At 50.8% G+C, this 15,037-nt stretch carries 14 protein-coding genes and 1 other RNA gene; 2 read left to right on the top strand and 13 right to left on the bottom strand.

The genetic code is table 11. The features are described from left to right. Nucleotides 1-255: 255 nt before the first annotated feature. Nucleotides 256-918 (bottom strand): TerC family protein, encoded by a 663-nt coding sequence (locus MHH82_RS09315; RefSeq protein ID WP_036666043.1) that lies wholly within the window; start codon nucleotides 916-918, stop codon nucleotides 256-258. 128 nt (nucleotides 919-1,046) lie between these two features. On the opposite strand from MHH82_RS09315, the gene MHH82_RS09310 reads away from it, so the two are divergent. After that, a complete protein-coding gene (locus tag MHH82_RS09310; RefSeq protein ID WP_251493642.1) occupies nucleotides 1,047-1,739 on the top strand; it encodes a TerC family protein in 693 nt (230 codons plus the stop codon). A 130-nt stretch (nucleotides 1,740-1,869) separates the two neighbouring features. Here MHH82_RS09310 and thiI read toward each other — a convergent pair whose 3' ends face one another. The 6 genes from thiI to MHH82_RS09280 form a co-directional block, all read right to left on the bottom strand. After that, on the bottom strand, nucleotides 1,870-3,108 hold the full coding sequence (thiI, locus tag MHH82_RS09305; RefSeq protein WP_251493640.1) for a tRNA uracil 4-sulfurtransferase ThiI: 1,239 nt from the start codon (nucleotides 3,106-3,108) through the stop codon (nucleotides 1,870-1,872). Beyond that, nucleotides 3,105-4,265, bottom strand: a complete 1,161-nt coding sequence (locus MHH82_RS09300) for a cysteine desulfurase family protein (protein ID WP_340965364.1) — start codon at nucleotides 4,263-4,265, stop codon at nucleotides 3,105-3,107. Before MHH82_RS09300 ends, thiI begins: the two co-directional genes overlap by 4 nt. Before the next feature lie 168 nt (nucleotides 4,266-4,433). Next, entirely contained in the window at nucleotides 4,434-5,123 is a 690-nt protein-coding gene (locus MHH82_RS09295) for a lytic transglycosylase domain-containing protein (RefSeq protein WP_041621954.1), read from the bottom strand. A 153-nt stretch (nucleotides 5,124-5,276) separates the two neighbouring features. After that, nucleotides 5,277-5,639 carry a hypothetical protein gene (locus MHH82_RS09290; protein WP_009592139.1) on the bottom strand — a complete coding sequence of 121 codons (363 nt, stop codon included), beginning with the start codon at nucleotides 5,637-5,639 and terminating at the stop codon, nucleotides 5,277-5,279. A gap of 69 nt (nucleotides 5,640-5,708) precedes the next feature. After that, the gene (locus MHH82_RS09285) at nucleotides 5,709-5,933 is read right to left on the bottom strand and encodes a DUF1540 domain-containing protein (protein ID WP_006209042.1); all 225 of its coding nucleotides are present in this window, start codon (nucleotides 5,931-5,933) and stop codon (nucleotides 5,709-5,711) included. 138 nt (nucleotides 5,934-6,071) lie between these two features. Further along, the gene (locus tag MHH82_RS09280; RefSeq protein ID WP_009592128.1) at nucleotides 6,072-6,578 is read right to left on the bottom strand and encodes a YpuI family protein; all 507 of its coding nucleotides are present in this window, start codon (nucleotides 6,576-6,578) and stop codon (nucleotides 6,072-6,074) included. A 255-nt stretch (nucleotides 6,579-6,833) separates the two neighbouring features. On the opposite strand from MHH82_RS09280, the gene MHH82_RS09275 reads away from it, so the two are divergent. Further along, on the top strand, nucleotides 6,834-8,756 hold the full coding sequence (locus tag MHH82_RS09275; protein ID WP_015734210.1) for a S8 family peptidase: 1,923 nt from the start codon (nucleotides 6,834-6,836) through the stop codon (nucleotides 8,754-8,756). Between the two features lie 74 nt (nucleotides 8,757-8,830). Here the strand turns inward: MHH82_RS09275 and MHH82_RS09270 are convergent, their stop codons facing one another. The 6 genes from MHH82_RS09270 to dnaG form a co-directional block, all read right to left on the bottom strand. Then, nucleotides 8,831-9,109 (bottom strand): hypothetical protein, encoded by a 279-nt coding sequence (locus tag MHH82_RS09270; protein WP_015734209.1) that lies wholly within the window; start codon nucleotides 9,107-9,109, stop codon nucleotides 8,831-8,833. Nucleotides 9,110-9,422: 313 nt separating this feature from the next. Then, an RNA gene (rnpB, locus tag MHH82_RS09265) (RNase P RNA component class A) lies at nucleotides 9,423-9,829 on the bottom strand. Nucleotides 9,830-9,917: 88 nt separating this feature from the next. Continuing rightward, the gene (locus MHH82_RS09260) at nucleotides 9,918-11,033 is read right to left on the bottom strand and encodes a Nif3-like dinuclear metal center hexameric protein (protein WP_340965358.1); all 1,116 of its coding nucleotides are present in this window, start codon (nucleotides 11,031-11,033) and stop codon (nucleotides 9,918-9,920) included. Beyond that, a complete protein-coding gene (locus tag MHH82_RS09255; RefSeq protein ID WP_340965356.1) occupies nucleotides 11,009-11,767 on the bottom strand; it encodes a tRNA (adenine(22)-N(1))-methyltransferase in 759 nt (252 codons plus the stop codon). Before MHH82_RS09255 ends, MHH82_RS09260 begins: the two co-directional genes overlap by 25 nt. A gap of 262 nt (nucleotides 11,768-12,029) precedes the next feature. Then, a complete protein-coding gene (gene rpoD / locus MHH82_RS09250) occupies nucleotides 12,030-13,160 on the bottom strand; it encodes an RNA polymerase sigma factor RpoD (protein WP_036666181.1) in 1,131 nt (376 codons plus the stop codon). 42 nt (nucleotides 13,161-13,202) lie between these two features. Next, complete coding sequence (dnaG, locus tag MHH82_RS09245) at nucleotides 13,203-15,020, bottom strand: DNA primase (protein WP_015734206.1); 1,818 nt, start codon at nucleotides 15,018-15,020, stop codon at nucleotides 13,203-13,205. Between the last annotated feature and the right edge of the window lie 17 nt (nucleotides 15,021-15,037).

Genomic DNA, 15,037 nt, shown 5'->3' with positions numbered 1-15,037 from the left:
ATCACCCTCTCTTCAATATATGTATCACCATAAACAGCGGTTTCTAACAGAAGCAGTTACGTTAATTTTAGCCCAAACCGACAAAAAAAACCATATCCCGAGCTTGTTCCGCTTAAAAATTACCCCGCCCGGTCAACGAGGCATCGGCCTAGCATCACAAAAAAATGGACGACTGCGCGAGACAGTCGTCCATCTATCCGGTTTCAGCTACCGCATGAGTATGTCCAACACCGCAGCCTGCAGAAATGTCCCCGTTTACGCGCCGGTCCGTCTTACCGTCTGCAATCCGCCGATGAGAACAACGAAACCCGCAACGATAATCGGCAGCAAGCTGTGCGCATAGGGCATCCAATAAGCCAGCAACAAGCCGACGCGAGAATCCTGTATGAGCATTTCGCCTGCTGTAAAAGCTAGAATACCGGCACCTATATAGAGCAGTACGGGAAACTTTTGAAGCAGCCTGGAGATCATCCCGCTTCCCCATACAACAATTGGAATGCTTAATATAATCCCGATGACAATCAGGGAGAGATCGCCATTGGCAAGCCCCGCGATTGCCAAGACATTGTCCAGGCTCATGACAAAATCGGCGATCAGAATCGTATTGACCGCGCCCCATATCGTGGAAGCCCTGGCCATGCTCGCAGGATCATGTTCCTTTTGCATCATCAGTTTGACCGCGATCCAGATGAGCAGCAATGCGCCGCCAGCCTGCAGAAACGGAATTTTCAACAGCAGAACGGCCACAAAAGTCAGAATGCAGCGCAAAAGTACAGCCCCCGCCGTCCCGATCCAAACGGCCCGTTTGCGGTGTATTTCCGGAAGATCCTTGCTGGCCATAGCAATGACCAAGGCATTGTCGCCGCTGAGTACAAGATTGATCACTAATATTTGTCCCAACAAAAAAATCGTCTCCACCAGAACAACACCCCCACTCTACACATATGTGGTTTTTGTCCAGGCTATGCTTGCACATCAGGAAAAATAGGCCTATAATAAATCCACTTTGTTTAATGGTGGAACGTATTCTAAGAGGAGTGACATTCATGGAAACCACAGCCGCTGAATTTTTTCTTGCACTAATCAACATTGTGTTTTTGGATTTGATATTGGCCGGGGACAACGCCATCGTGATCGGCCTTGCGGCACGCAATCTTCCGAAGGAAACCCAGAAAAAAGCCATTATCTACGGTACGGCAGGTGCTGTAATTCTCCGCATCATAGCCACCATCCTTGTCGTTTGGCTGCTCAACATCCCTTGGCTTCTGCTTGTGGGAGGCGTGCTCCTGATCGGCATTGCTTACAAGCTGTTGACCGACGACAATAATGATCACGGCAATATCAAGGCTGGCAACAACCTGGGCGCGGCCATCCGCACCATCATTGTAGCCGATGCCGCCATGGGCCTGGACAACGTCATTGCCGTTGCCGGCGCGGCCAAACATAACATGATCCTTGTAACCCTGGGCCTGCTCATCAGCGTTCCCATCGTGGTATGGGGCAGCACCCTGTTCATCAAGCTGATCAACCGCTTCCCATGGATTATCTATGTAGGTTCAGCGGTGCTTGCATATACGGCATCCTCCATGATTACCGAGGAGAAGCATTTTACGGGGTACTTTGAAGGGCACCAGATTATAAAGTATCTGTTCATTGCCGCCATCATCGTCGGCGTGCTGACGGCAGGACATCTGAAAAAAAAATCAGCCGCTCGCCGTCAGTCGTCCACCCTGTCCTAACGGTCTCAACATATCATAAAAACGCCCCGAGGCTTATGATAAGCCTCGGGGCGTTTTTATGGTTTTTATCTAATCGAATAGCATAAGACGCTCTGTCGGCGGCGCCATGGCAGCCGCCGCTTCATACGATTTAGAACCAGTCTTCGTTGACTACGGGCTCCTCACGCTTCTCGCCAAGCTCGCCGATCTTACTGTCCGGCGTGATGATCACGGTCTCCGTGCCTTCAACCGCCGCTTGAATCAAGACAGGCAGCTCGGTAAGCGAAGCCTCCACCTTCTCGATAATCTTCAGATTCGGATTGGTGGTCGGCGATTTAGGAACAAACAACGTGCAGCAATCCTCATACGGCAGAATCGACGTGTCAAATGTGCCGATGTCCATTGCAATGTTGATGATGTCGTTCTTATCCATCATGACGAGCGGCCGGAGCAGCGGCAGTTCGGTAGCTCTTCCGATCACATTCATGCTCGGCAGCGTTTGGCTGGCCACTTGTCCCAGGCTATCCCCGGTCACGATCGCCAGTGCCCCTTCCCGCTCAGCAAGCAAGGAAGCAATCCGTAACATGGCTCTGCGCATAAAAGTAATGATCAGATTATCCTGGCCGATGCCGACAAAGGAGGTCTGCACATCGGTAAACGGCACCAGGTGAAGCTTGATTTTTCCTGTATAGCCCGATAACAGCCTCGTTAACTCCATGACCTTTTCCTTCGCAAGCTGGCTGGTGTAGGGGAAGCTGTAGAAATGGACGCACTCAATTTCAAGTCCCCTGCGCATCGCTGACCAGCCCGCTACAGGACTGTCAATTCCTCCGGAGAGGAGCAGCATCGCCTTCCCGTTCGTACCAAGGGGGTAACCGCCGGCGCCGGGAATCACTTCATAGTACAAATACGTCTCGTTCTCCCGAATTTCCACGCGCAGCTCCATATCGGGCTGCTTCACTTTCACTTTGAGCTGGGGATAGGTCCGCAGCAATGGCGATCCGACCAAATGATTCATCTCTTGCGAGGAATGAGGGAATTGCTTCCATACTCTTCTGGCATTGACCTTGAAGGTTACCGTGCCTTCCAGTTCCTTCTGCCCCACAAATTCAACCGCTGTTTCGATAATGCGTTCAGGTTCCGAAGAACAAACGCGAACCGGACTGATCGAAACCAGGCCAAATACCTTCTTCAGCACTTGAATCAGCGCCTCGGGAGACTCTCCGTTAAGCTCGACGTACAGGCGGCCGTATTCCTTGATGATTTTCGCGCCCGGATACGGTCTGAGCACGCTTCGAATATGATTCAGCACCGATCTCTCGAACCGGTTGCGGTTTTTGCCTTTCAGGGTAAACTCGCCAAAGCGAAGCAGCAGTTTATCGTAAGTCATCTCCGATTACCCTCTCTTTCTATGACGGGACGCAGGTTCCCGCAAACTTTCGCCAATACCTCGACCAGCCGCGCTGCATCGCCCAGCTGATGCTCCTTGCCAAGACTGATACGAATTCCGGAGGAAGCTGCCTCCATGTCTTTTCCCATCGCCAACAGCACCCGGCTGGGCTCGCTTAATTTGGACGAACAAGCCGATTTGGTCGATACGAGCATGCCCATCTCTTCCAGAGCATGGACCATCACCTCGGGTTTTAATCCCGGATACGAAAAATGAATGATGTGCGGTGCGCTCTGCTCGCTGCTGTTTAACACCAAGCCCGGAATTTTGCGGATGCCCTGAAACAGCAGCTCCCTGATCTCCGTCATCCTGGCATAAAGCTCAGGCTGATTTTCCCTGGACAATCGCATGGCCTTCGACATCGCTACCGCTCCGGCAACATTCTCCGTGCCCGCCCGATGCCCACTCTCCTGGGATCCGCCGGATATCAAGGGAAAGAGCTGCACGCCTTGCCTGATGTACAGCACCCCCATTCCCCTTGGACCGTTGAACTTATGTGCGGACAAGCTGTACAAATCGGCCTGCCACCCGGATAGCGAGACCGGGAGCTTGCCGAATCCCTGTACGCCATCGACGTGCAGCAGCGTGCGTGGGTTCCGCTCCTTCACGATACGCCCCACTTCCGCCAGCGGCTGTACGGCCCCCGTTTCATTATTCACATGCATGATGCTGACCAGCACCGTATCTTTACGGACCGCTTGGCTCAAGGCAGCCAGATCCACCATGCCTTCGGCATCCACGGGAAGGTACGTCACTTCCCACCCCAGCGTTTCCAGCTGTCTGCAGCATTCATATACGGACGGATGCTCGGTTCCCGTCGTGATGATATGCTTGCCCCGGCTGCTGTACTGCATCGCAGCCCCTTTTATCGCCATGTTATTGCCCTCGGTTGCCCCGGACGTAAATACGATCTCATCCGGCTTAACGTCCAGCGCGGCTGCGCACACCTCTCTTGCCCTTTTCTGCAATTTGGCGGCCGCTTCGCCTGAACGGTGAAGGGCTGACGGGTTAGCATAATGAAGCTTCATGACTTCCGCCATCGTGTCCACCACTTCATCAAAAGGAGGGGTCGTTGCAGCGTGATCCCAATATATCAAGGTAATTTCCCCTTTCCATCTTACGCATCGCAGATTGCATAGCTTATGATTCCAGACCTTTATATTTACACAAAAAGACCAAACGGTAAAGCCGCACTCCATCTTGCCTTGGACAAAGCGGCGCTTATCGTTTGATCCTCTATCAGATTACTATTCGCCCCAATCGGACTACAATGCGTATTTCGACTGGGCGTTCATGACTTTGCTAATGTATGCCTGGGTTTCCTTGGGCAATTCATGAGCCACGGACATCAGCTCTTCATCGCTGGATACACCCAAACCCGCGACGCGTGTCGGTCCTGCATTATAGGCAGCAAGCACCATGGCTATCTCTCCGCCAAACCGTTGGATCAGATTGGACAAATATTTGGTGCCGCCCTCGATGTTCTGAGCCGGATCAAAAGGGTTGCTTACCCCGAGTCCTCTCGCCGTACCGTCCATGAGCTGCATCAGTCCCTTGGCACCTGCAGACGAGACCGCATGCGGATTAAACGAGGATTCCGCGTCGATCACCGCTTTGATCAACGATACCGGCACGCCATAGCGTTCCCCTGCCGCCGTGATTAAATCCTCAAAAGTCGTAGGCTTTGTTCCCCCGGTGTCGTTGACCACTGCTTCTATCGAGGTGCTCGACGAAACGGATTCATTCACAACGCCTAACTGCTGCCACAACAGCCCGTCCTTAAAGGTGACGCCGGGCGCCAGCTGTGTCATGGAACGTTCAACCGGTTTGGAAGTGGATTCTTCGTTAAGCAGGCTGCTCAGCACATTGACAAATCCGGCTGACGATTCGGTGGAATTCGTATTCATCTGTGATACATCCGTCATTTGCTTCCATGATATCGGATCTATTTGCATCGTTTAACTCACTTTCTGCCGTTAAATTTCAAACTTGTCCTTATTTTATCACGGAACTGGAACAATCTGCTATACCTATTCGACAAAAAAATAGGCGGACCAACCCTTCCCGGTTGACCCGCCCATATTAAACGATGATAAATAAATCAATCATTATCTGCTGAAAGGAATCAAGATAAAATAACTGAGCGTCGCCAGAATGCCGAGTCCTATGGACCAAGCACCTGTCGTTCTGCTACCTTTGCTGTATGCGTAATAACCCACGACAGCCGCGATAGGTCCGAGAATGACCGACCACATGAACAAGGAAGCAATCCCTAATACCAGGCCTACGTATCCGACCGCCCGGCCGGTGGAGAGATCCGTCTTATCCTCGTCTGCATGCCGTACCGAAGTTTCCATCGGCGGAGCCACCTCGGCAGCATATTCCTCGCGGTGATCCTTCCGCGGGAAGTCTACCCGATTTCGCTTGCCTTGAACAACCTTCATTTTATTTTTGCGATGTTTTTTATCCATAGCTCGCTTCCTCCATTTCCATCATCCTAAAGTGCCCGGCACGCGGACTTTATCCGGAGCTTGTGCCCGTCAGCCCTTCGGCTTGAAGGTCAGACAGCAGGTCTCGGAAGACTTGTCAGCAACATCCTGATGATCGTCTACGTAAGGCTCTGCCCCATACTCTTCGTTAAGTTTCACATTCGCATGACGGTCAATCTCGATCATAATCATCTCGGCATGACATAAATTTTGTTCTCCCCAGTAATGGCAATTGCTGACACTGCACTTCACTAATGGTTTGGCTTCGTTGGCCATTTTAGCATCACCTCGTCAACATTTTTTCCTATGTTTAGGGCCGGTATGCACGATAACGATTGTCAGTTGGTGCCTTAGGCGCGGAACGCAAAAAAGAGATGCCAACGACTGGCATCTCTTGAATCTTCCATAATTATACTAAGCGTGGCTTCTCTCGGATTGCATCCGGCGCTCCGTCAAATAATCGCTCTCGTAATAAGCAAGATCGTCGCGAAGCTCTTCATAAATCTTGGTAATGTTCATGATGACGTCACGTGCGGGACGTACCGGCTTCTTCCGGAAACGGATGGCATCCTGTCCGGTGTAGGCGTAACGGCCATCTTCGGAATAACTTTCATTTTTGGGATAGAAGAAGCTGTTCACGCAGCGATGATACAAATTATACAAAGCCTTCTCGGCAAAATCGATATCAAAATTAGGGCGACGCTGTACAACGCCTAGCTTCTCATAGGAAACTTCAGAAAATACGAGCAAATGGCGAACATCCGACAGAAATCCTTTGTAAAAGTGAACGGTTTCCTCGTCCTGTTCCGTTACCAATTGAGATAAAGCATGTTCATTCAAAAACGTTTCCATAATCGAAATAGCAGATTTCAACTTTTCTCTGGATTCTGAGCATAATTTCTGAAGATTGTCTGCTGGCATTACGATAGATCCCCCTTAAATGGTCGTGACCTGCAGGCCAAAATGGCCTGACGGTCATGCTAATATGTACTATCCTAACACAAATTTTGGGATAACGAAATCCCTATCATGAATACACTTACAAGGTTATTTTTAGTACATTTTTTTGGCGTATTCACTCTTATTGACTAAAGATTTCTTGCACGCATAAAAAGGATACACTCTTCCCACGCTAAGACTACTTACAATCCTGAAATGCGGCGAGGAGGAAAATATGTGAAATCTCGTACCTTTTGGAGCATTATAGGGGCAGCGTCAGTGATTGGCGCGCTTTTGATCTTGCTGTTCATCCCCGGCTCGAAACAGCCTGCTCCAACGGCTGAACCGTCACGGCCCTTAAAACCCCAGCAGGAGAACAAGGCCAAGCATTTTACCATGCTGGGCGATATCCAGGCAACGGATCAATTAAACCGTCTCGATGCCAGGGGACACCTCCGTAAAATGCTGAACAATGATTCTTTGCGCAGCGCGGGGCAAGTCAAGGCGTATACGCAGAAAGAGCAAAAGATGCACAAGCATTTTCAGCAAGTACGCTGGTATAACCTCAAGGAAAACAAGATGGCGGACATTCAAGGCCAGCTTCCCAAAATGAGCAAAACCGACAAAAATCGGATCGCTCATCATTTTCAACTGGCGCAGCAGAAATTGAAACGCGGGGAGCCTTATGATTCCCCCAAATTCAACGCGGCGGGGCAGCCTTATTTTGTTGTGGCCGAACCGTCCAAGGATGGCAGATATGGCGCTGCCGCCCTGGTCAATCAAGCCGTGCTCCAAGAGGTAAGCAATCACCAGAAGCGGAATCTCCGCTTAATTCCGTATCCGAAGGAAGGAAAATTCCGGGTCGAGTCCATCCATGCGGATACCCTCTCCGACATCACCGTCAAAACCGGCCATGATAATGAAAAGGCCAGTCATTTTTACGAAAATGAAATCGTGGTGTCCTTTCAAAATGAACCGTCAAAGCAGCAGCTGTTGGATATCTCCAAGGAAATATCATGCGAAACGCCAAGGAAACTGGGTTATGCCTATGTTTTCCGTTCCAAAGATATGGATTACCAGAAGCTTCGCTCCTATTTCCAGCAGAAGTGGAAAATCAAATACACGGAGCCTCACTACATTTATTTAACCAATGATCGCAGCCCTCAATCCCGGGTTAACTCGGATTTCCCGGATGGGACGAATGCCCAAGTCAATATTCCGAATGATCTCCTGTTTTCGGAATATCAATGGAATCTGCCCGTCATCGAGACAAACCGGGGCTGGGATCTGTCCAAAGGCAGCGAAGATGTCATCATCGCCGTAATTGACACAGGGGTGGATCTTCAGCATTCCGATTTGGACGGACAACTGGTAGAAGGATACAACATTGTCCAGAAAGACAAACAGCCGCTGGATGATGTGGGTCACGGGACGCACGTAGCCGGGATCATCGGTGCCCTGGTCAACAACGGCGAAGGCGTTGCGGGCGTTAGCTGGTACAACAAAATCATGCCGGTCAAAGCGCTCGACGGATCCGGATCGGGAACAACCTATGCTGTCGCGGAAGGCATTATTTGGGCCACGGATCACGGAGCCAAGGTAATCAATATGAGTCTTGGCAACTATGCCGACTCCCAGTTCCTGCATGATGCCGTTAAATACGCCTATGATCGCGACGTTGTGCTTGTTGCCGCATCAGGCAACGACAACACGGAGCGCCCAGGCTATCCTGCCGCCTATCCGGAGGTGCTGGCTGTCGCCGCAACGGATTCCAATCAGAAGCGGGCCGAATATTCCAACTACGGCGATTACATCGATGTGGCCGCTCCAGGGACCAATATCGCAAGCACCTTCCCGGGAAATCAATATGCTGCTCTATCCGGGACCTCCATGGCCAGTCCCCATGCAGCCGCCATGGCGGGGCTCATCCGTTCCCTTAATCCTGACCTGACCAATCAAGAAGTCATGGACGTCATGATCAACCAAGCGGTGGATCTCGGCGACAAGGGAAGGGATAAATATTACGGTCATGGTCAGATCGATATCTTCCAGTCCTTGAAAGCGGTTGGCGCGCCTGAAGTGCCTCTTCAAATGTGGCCCGGCCATACCCTTCGCAATCTGGAGCAAGAGCTCCGCAAATTAAACGGCTCAAACGAATAAAAGATAAAGAATAAAGCAGCTTCCGCCTCTCGCGTTGGCTGCTCTATTCATGATCCGAGACAATGCCGTCACATTTATTTCTTCCGGCGGGTACGGCTGGTACGCACTGTAGCTTTCTTGGAACGCTTGCCGGATACCGTAACGCCGCCGTAGCCTCCATTTTCGGTTACGACTTCTTCTTCGCTGTACGTGTACAGATGTTTTTCTACCGGGACGCAGTGAATCTTATCCACCACTTTTATAGGATGAATAACCGGTACGATTTGCGGTACATAGTGGTCTCTCACGACTACAATCGGATCGCACACAATCGGGGACACCGGAGGACATGGATAATCGTTATGACAAGACATGTGTTTGCATCTCCTTTCCGTTGATGATTATAGCTTATTATCCCAAGGGCTATTTGGTATGGACGATTATCCGTACAGGGCACATGATCTCCCAATATTTTCACAAATCCAGAAGAAAAACGTCTATCGACGTACTTTCTCGGAAGACAGACCGCGGTTAGAGGAAGTTTTTCTTGCGATATCAGGAAGACCCAAGCTTCGAAGTTTAACTTTCTGATATCTTGAAAAAACGCGTATTTCCTATACACCCCCTACAAGGAGTGAAAAGAAAATACGCGTTTGTACCTTAGCATATTCATAAACGTTGTGCAGTTGGGAAAGTTTTCCGTAAGCCGGGTTCTGTGCTCTTCGTGGTCATAGCGGGAACTACCCTGCCACCATAAGCGACAATCATCTATCTAGGCCGATCATTACTAATCGGCTCAAGCGACCAACCCGGACGCGCCTCGGGCTAAGGCTGTCTCCTCGAAGGAGACTGCGTCCCATTAGGTCTTGCTCCAGGTGGGGTTTACCAGGAACGAAGTCACCAGCGTTCCTCGGGGTCTCTTACACCTCGGTTCCATCCTTGCCTGTGCCGCCATAAGGCGGCCATCGGCGGTCCATTTCTGTGGCACTATCCTTCAACTCGCGCTGACTGGACGTTATCCAGCACCCTGCCCTATGGAGCCCGGACTTTCCTCTCGCGGCTTTGAGGCCGCCAGCGATTGTCTGTCAAACTTTCCGGACAACATTACATATTATATCGTGATTCCATGCGGTACACAACCATTAAACATTAACAACAGCTGATTATTTTCCCATTCCGAAATCAAACAAACTGGAACGGCTCCGTGTTGATGCGGGAAGCCACGACCCGGGTTTCGTACTTATGCTCTTGCAGCTTCTGCTCCATCCACTCGGCAACTTTGACCTTCATGATCTTCTCGGCATTGTGGCCCGGATCAATGATGGTAAGTCCTGCAGCCAGCGCATCTTGTGCCGTATGATAATCCACATCACCCGTTACCAGCACGTCTGCTCCCCGGAACAGCGCCTTCATCATATAGCGTCCTCCGGAGCCGCCGATAACGGCTGCCTTGCGTATGGTACGGTCGAGTTCTCCTACGACGCGAACATGAGGGACCTCCAGCTTCTCTTTTACCACATCGACCAGCTCAGCCAGCGTCAGGGGCTCCTTCAGCTTCCCGACACGTCCAAGACCGAGGGATCTTCCCTTCAGGTCCATGTTATACAGATCGTAGGCAACCTCTTCATAAGGATGCGCCTTCAGCATGGCCTGGATGACCTTGTTCTTAATCGTGTGGGGAACGATCGTTTCGATCCGGACCTCGTCTGCCCGTTCCATCTTTCCTTCTTTACCTTGAAAAGGGGTGCTGCCTTCTCTTGGAACGAAGGTACCGAAACCCTCGATATTGAAGCTGCAGTGGCTGTAATTTCCAATCCAGCCTGCGCCGGCCCCGAGCACGGCATCCAGCACCTCTTGATGATGGCTCTTCGGAACAAACACCACCAGCTTGGACAGCTGCTCGTTATGCATGTCATGGATGGGCGACGTATCCTCGATGCCCAACGCCTCCGCCATCCAATCGTTCATGCCGCCCTCGGTTACGTCCAGATTGGTATGGCTTACATAGACCGCGATGTCGTGTTTGATCAGCTTCTCGTATACCTTGCCCATCGGCGTATCCGTCTGCAGCTGCTTCAGCGGACGGTAGATAATCGCATGATGCGCGATAATCAGATCAGCCCCAAGCTCAATGGCTTCATCCACCACTTCATCATTCACGTCCAGTGCAACCAGCACCGTCCGAATGTCCTTTTGCAAGGTTCCAAGCTGGAGCCCGATTCGGTCATCGGGTTCGGCTACGTGCTTCGGGGCCAATTGCTCCATGTATTGAATTACGGTTTGTCCTTTGGCAAGCATGCCAGCACCTCCTGAATAAACTCGATATCCGATCGAATCTCACTCGCCTTATCGGCCGCCGTGGGCAGATCCGAACGCGATAACGACTGAAGTATATGCCCCATCTTCTCCATCTCCGACGTCCACTTATCGTGGAAAACCGGATTCGGGAATTGCGTCAACCAAGGCCCCATGCGGAACAGCCAGTCAGCGGAAAGCCGGACACCATCTCCGATGGTCCTTTCCTTGTATACCTGTTCATTCGTCAGGTCCGTTCCGTCCGAAGGCTCGGCGACCAGCACCTCGTAAATTTTCCCGTCTTCCTCCAGGATCCATTCCTCGATCAGCACCCAGCCATGGGAATGCAGCCATCTGCGCAAAATGTCCTCTCCCACGTTCGGCTGTAAAACAAGCCTGCGAACGCCGGCCAGCTTCTCGATCCCGCGATCCAGAATCGCTGCAATCAGGCTGCCGCCCATGCCGGCAATGGTAATCACGTCCGCCTCACCGGCCGAGAGCACATTCAATCCGTCCCCTTTTCGCACGCTGATGACATCGGTCATCCCTGATTCGATGACCTGCTTGACAGCAGCATCGTAAGGTCCTGGATTTACCTCACCGGCGACGGCTTGAACCGCAGCTCCGCACTCCACGGCAGCCACGGGCAGCAGGGCATGATCCGAACCGATATCTGCAAGTTTGCTGCCGCGCGGAATCTTCTCCAGAATTTTCGTTAATCTTCTTGATAATTTCAATGCTGACACCCTTACATTCCATATTTTCGTTCAATCCACGATCTATTCATTACCCTAACAGACACAATACCAAACTGCAAACCCGCAAATCCGGCAATCCAACCTGGTGCCAGGTCATTTGCAATGGGTCTGGAAAAGAGCTAAAATAAAGACCAATACAACAAATGCAGGAAGAAATTCCAGAACCAAGAAACTTCATTCGCCCTGCTTGCATTCGAAAAAAAGGACCTGCTGCGTTACTGCAGAAGGTCCGTGGATTAAGCTATTCGAGAAAATCCTTTAACCGCTTGCTGCGGCTCGGGTGACGAAGCTTACGGAGCGCTTTGGCTTCGATCTGCCGTATCCGCTCACGCGTAACGCCGAATACTTTGCCGACCTCTTCCAGCGTTCTTGTGCGGCCGTCATCGAGTCCGAAACGAAGGCGAAGGACATTCTCCTCGCGCTCTGTCAGCGTATCCAGCACATCCTCGAGCTGTTCCTTCAGGAGCTCGTAGGCAGCCGCGTCAGCAGGAGCGAGTGCTTCCTGATCCTCGATGAAATCCCCAAGATGGGAATCGTCCTCTTCGCCGATCGGCGTTTCCAGCGAAACCGGCTCCTGGGCAATCTTCATGATCTCCCGGACTTTCTCAACGCTGAGTTCCATCTCTGCAGCAATTTCCTCCGGCGAAGGCTCGCGCCCAAGCTCCTGCAGAAGCTGTCTGGATACACGAATCAGCTTGTTGATGGTCTCTACCATATGCACGGGAATACGGATGGTACGGGCCTGGTCCGCGATCGCGCGCGTGATCGCTTGGCGAATCCACCAAGTCGCATACGTACTGAATTTGAAGCCTTTTTTGTAATCGAATTTCTCCACGGCTTTGATCAAACCCATGTTGCCCTCCTGAATCAAATCCAGGAACAGCATTCCACGACCCACATAACGCTTCGCAATACTTACAACGAGACGCAGGTTGGCTTCGGCCAGACGGCGCTTGGCTTCTTCATCTCCCTGTTCAATCCGGTTGGCAAGCTCAATCTCATCATCCGCGGACAACAGCGGAACCCGTCCAATTTCCTTCAGGTACATCCGAACCGGGTCGTTAATTTTGATCCCTGGAGGCAGTGAAAGATCGTCGTCAAATCCAAAATCCTCATTATCATGGGATTCGGAATCTCCCGATTGCCGGTGAGGGCCCTCTTCGTCATTTTCATTTACCACATCGATGCCCAGGTCGGCCAGCTGCTCATAGAACTCTTCCATCTGCTCCGTGTCCTGATCAAATGGCGACAATTTCTCCATAATATCTTTATAGCTTAATACGGATCTCTTTTTACCCTGTTCAATCAACTGATCCTTGACTTGATCCAGCGTAAATTCCGTTTCTAGTTCAGTATGCTGATCATTCGCCATCATTCGACTCCCTCCTCCCTAGAAACAGCAATGCGCGGGGCTTCATTGTCTTTCTAGGGCGATAATCTCACTTGCAATTTGCGCGGCTCGCAAAAAATCACCAGAGCGCTCCGCTTTTATCATTTCTTCTTTTTTCTGGTCGATCTCTCTCTGCTGCGGAAATTTCAGCACCTCGCGTATGCAATCATCGAGCACTTGAACGTTCCACTCGGCGGGTGCTTCCATCATCATGATCGAGCTGACCGTCATTTCCAAACGATCGTCTTGGAGCGATGACATGAAACGGCTGATATCCGGAGATTTGCCCTGTGCGTAAAAAGCATATAGATAAGCAGCGATTGCCGCATGATCTTCAATATTAAACGCTTCTCCCAGGCGATCGCCAACGTATCGCGCGGCCTCCGCATCCTGCAGCATCAGCGACAGCAGCCGCCGTTCTGCAGCATGGTAAGCAGGCAGAAGTGCCGGGGCGGGCTGGCGCCCTTTTTTATGCCTACCATTATTCCACCTTTTTTCCTTATTATCCCCATCGCCCATCTTTTTTTGCATCGATTGCCGAAGCAGATTGCAATCCTGCTTAAGACTTTCGTAGGAAAGATGAAGCTCGGAGGATAATTCCCTCAAATAAACCTCCCGTTCGGTTGAGGAATCCAGTACGGCGATAATGGGCAGTGCCTCTTTGGCGTACGCAATTTTACCATCTTCTTCTAGCAGTATATGGTTTTTCTTCAGATATATAAGTTTAAATTTTGTTGTTGAAACGGCTGTTTCTACCACATGCCTGAAACGCTCGGGACCGAACTTGCGGATATAATCATCCGGGTCCATTCCTTCGTTCACCAAAGCGATTCGTACCTTGAGACCAACGCCTTCCAGCATTGGAATGACTTTTGACGCGGCGGCCATGCCGGCTTTATCGCCATCATAGACAACAACAACTTCTTCAGCCACCGATTTCATGATTGCCACTTGGTTTTCCGTTAGAGAGGTTCCCATCGTTGCCACGCCGTTGTGCAGTCCTGCTTCCCATGACGAAATGACATCGCCGTATCCTTCGAATAACAGGATTTGACGCAATTTGCGTATGGATGTTTTGGCCTGGTGCAGGTTGTACAATGTGCGGCTCTTATTAAATAGAAGTGTCTCCGGGGAATTCAGGTACTTCGGTTGACCGTCCCCCAGTATTCTGCCAGCAAACGCGATGACCTTGCCGCTGCGGTCATGTATCGGAAACATGATTCGTCCGCGAAAACGGTCGAGATAGCCTTCTTGTTCATGTCTTGCGGATAATAAACCGCCTCTTTCCATCTCTTTCAAGTCAAAGGAGCGTTTGGTCAGGAACTGAACCAGCGTGTCCCAACGATCTGGCGCATAACCGATTTGAAACTGATCAATCATCTTGTCGTTCATTCCGCGGGCTCTTAAATACTTCATGGCTTCCGTACCATGTTCCGTATTCTTCAGCAGGAAATGGTACAGCTTGGCGCTAAGCTCATACGCTTCAATCAAACGTTCTTTTTCCGGATTACGAGGAATTACGGGAACTCCTTGACCTTCCGGCAACGAGATATCATTCTCTTCTGCCATTGTCTTGACGGCTTCGGGAAAAGAAAATCCTTCGATTTCCATTCTAAACTTAATGGCGTTTCCGCCCTTACCGCAGCCATAGCAGTAAAAGATTTGGCGTTCCGGTGTAACCGTAAAGGAAGGAGTCTTCTCTGAGTGAAACGGGCATAAGCCCTTCAGGTATTTCCCCTGTTTCGTAAGATGCACGTATTTGCTGACCGTATCCACAATATCGCTTTTGGCCAGTACTTCCTCAATGACATCATCCGGAATATTGCCTTGTCCGGTACTCATCCAAACCACCTTCATCT

This window comes from Bacillus sp. FSL K6-6540 (assembly GCF_038007545.1).
Note: the sequence above shows the minus strand (reverse complement) of the source record. Positions and strands in the feature narration are given on the sequence as shown.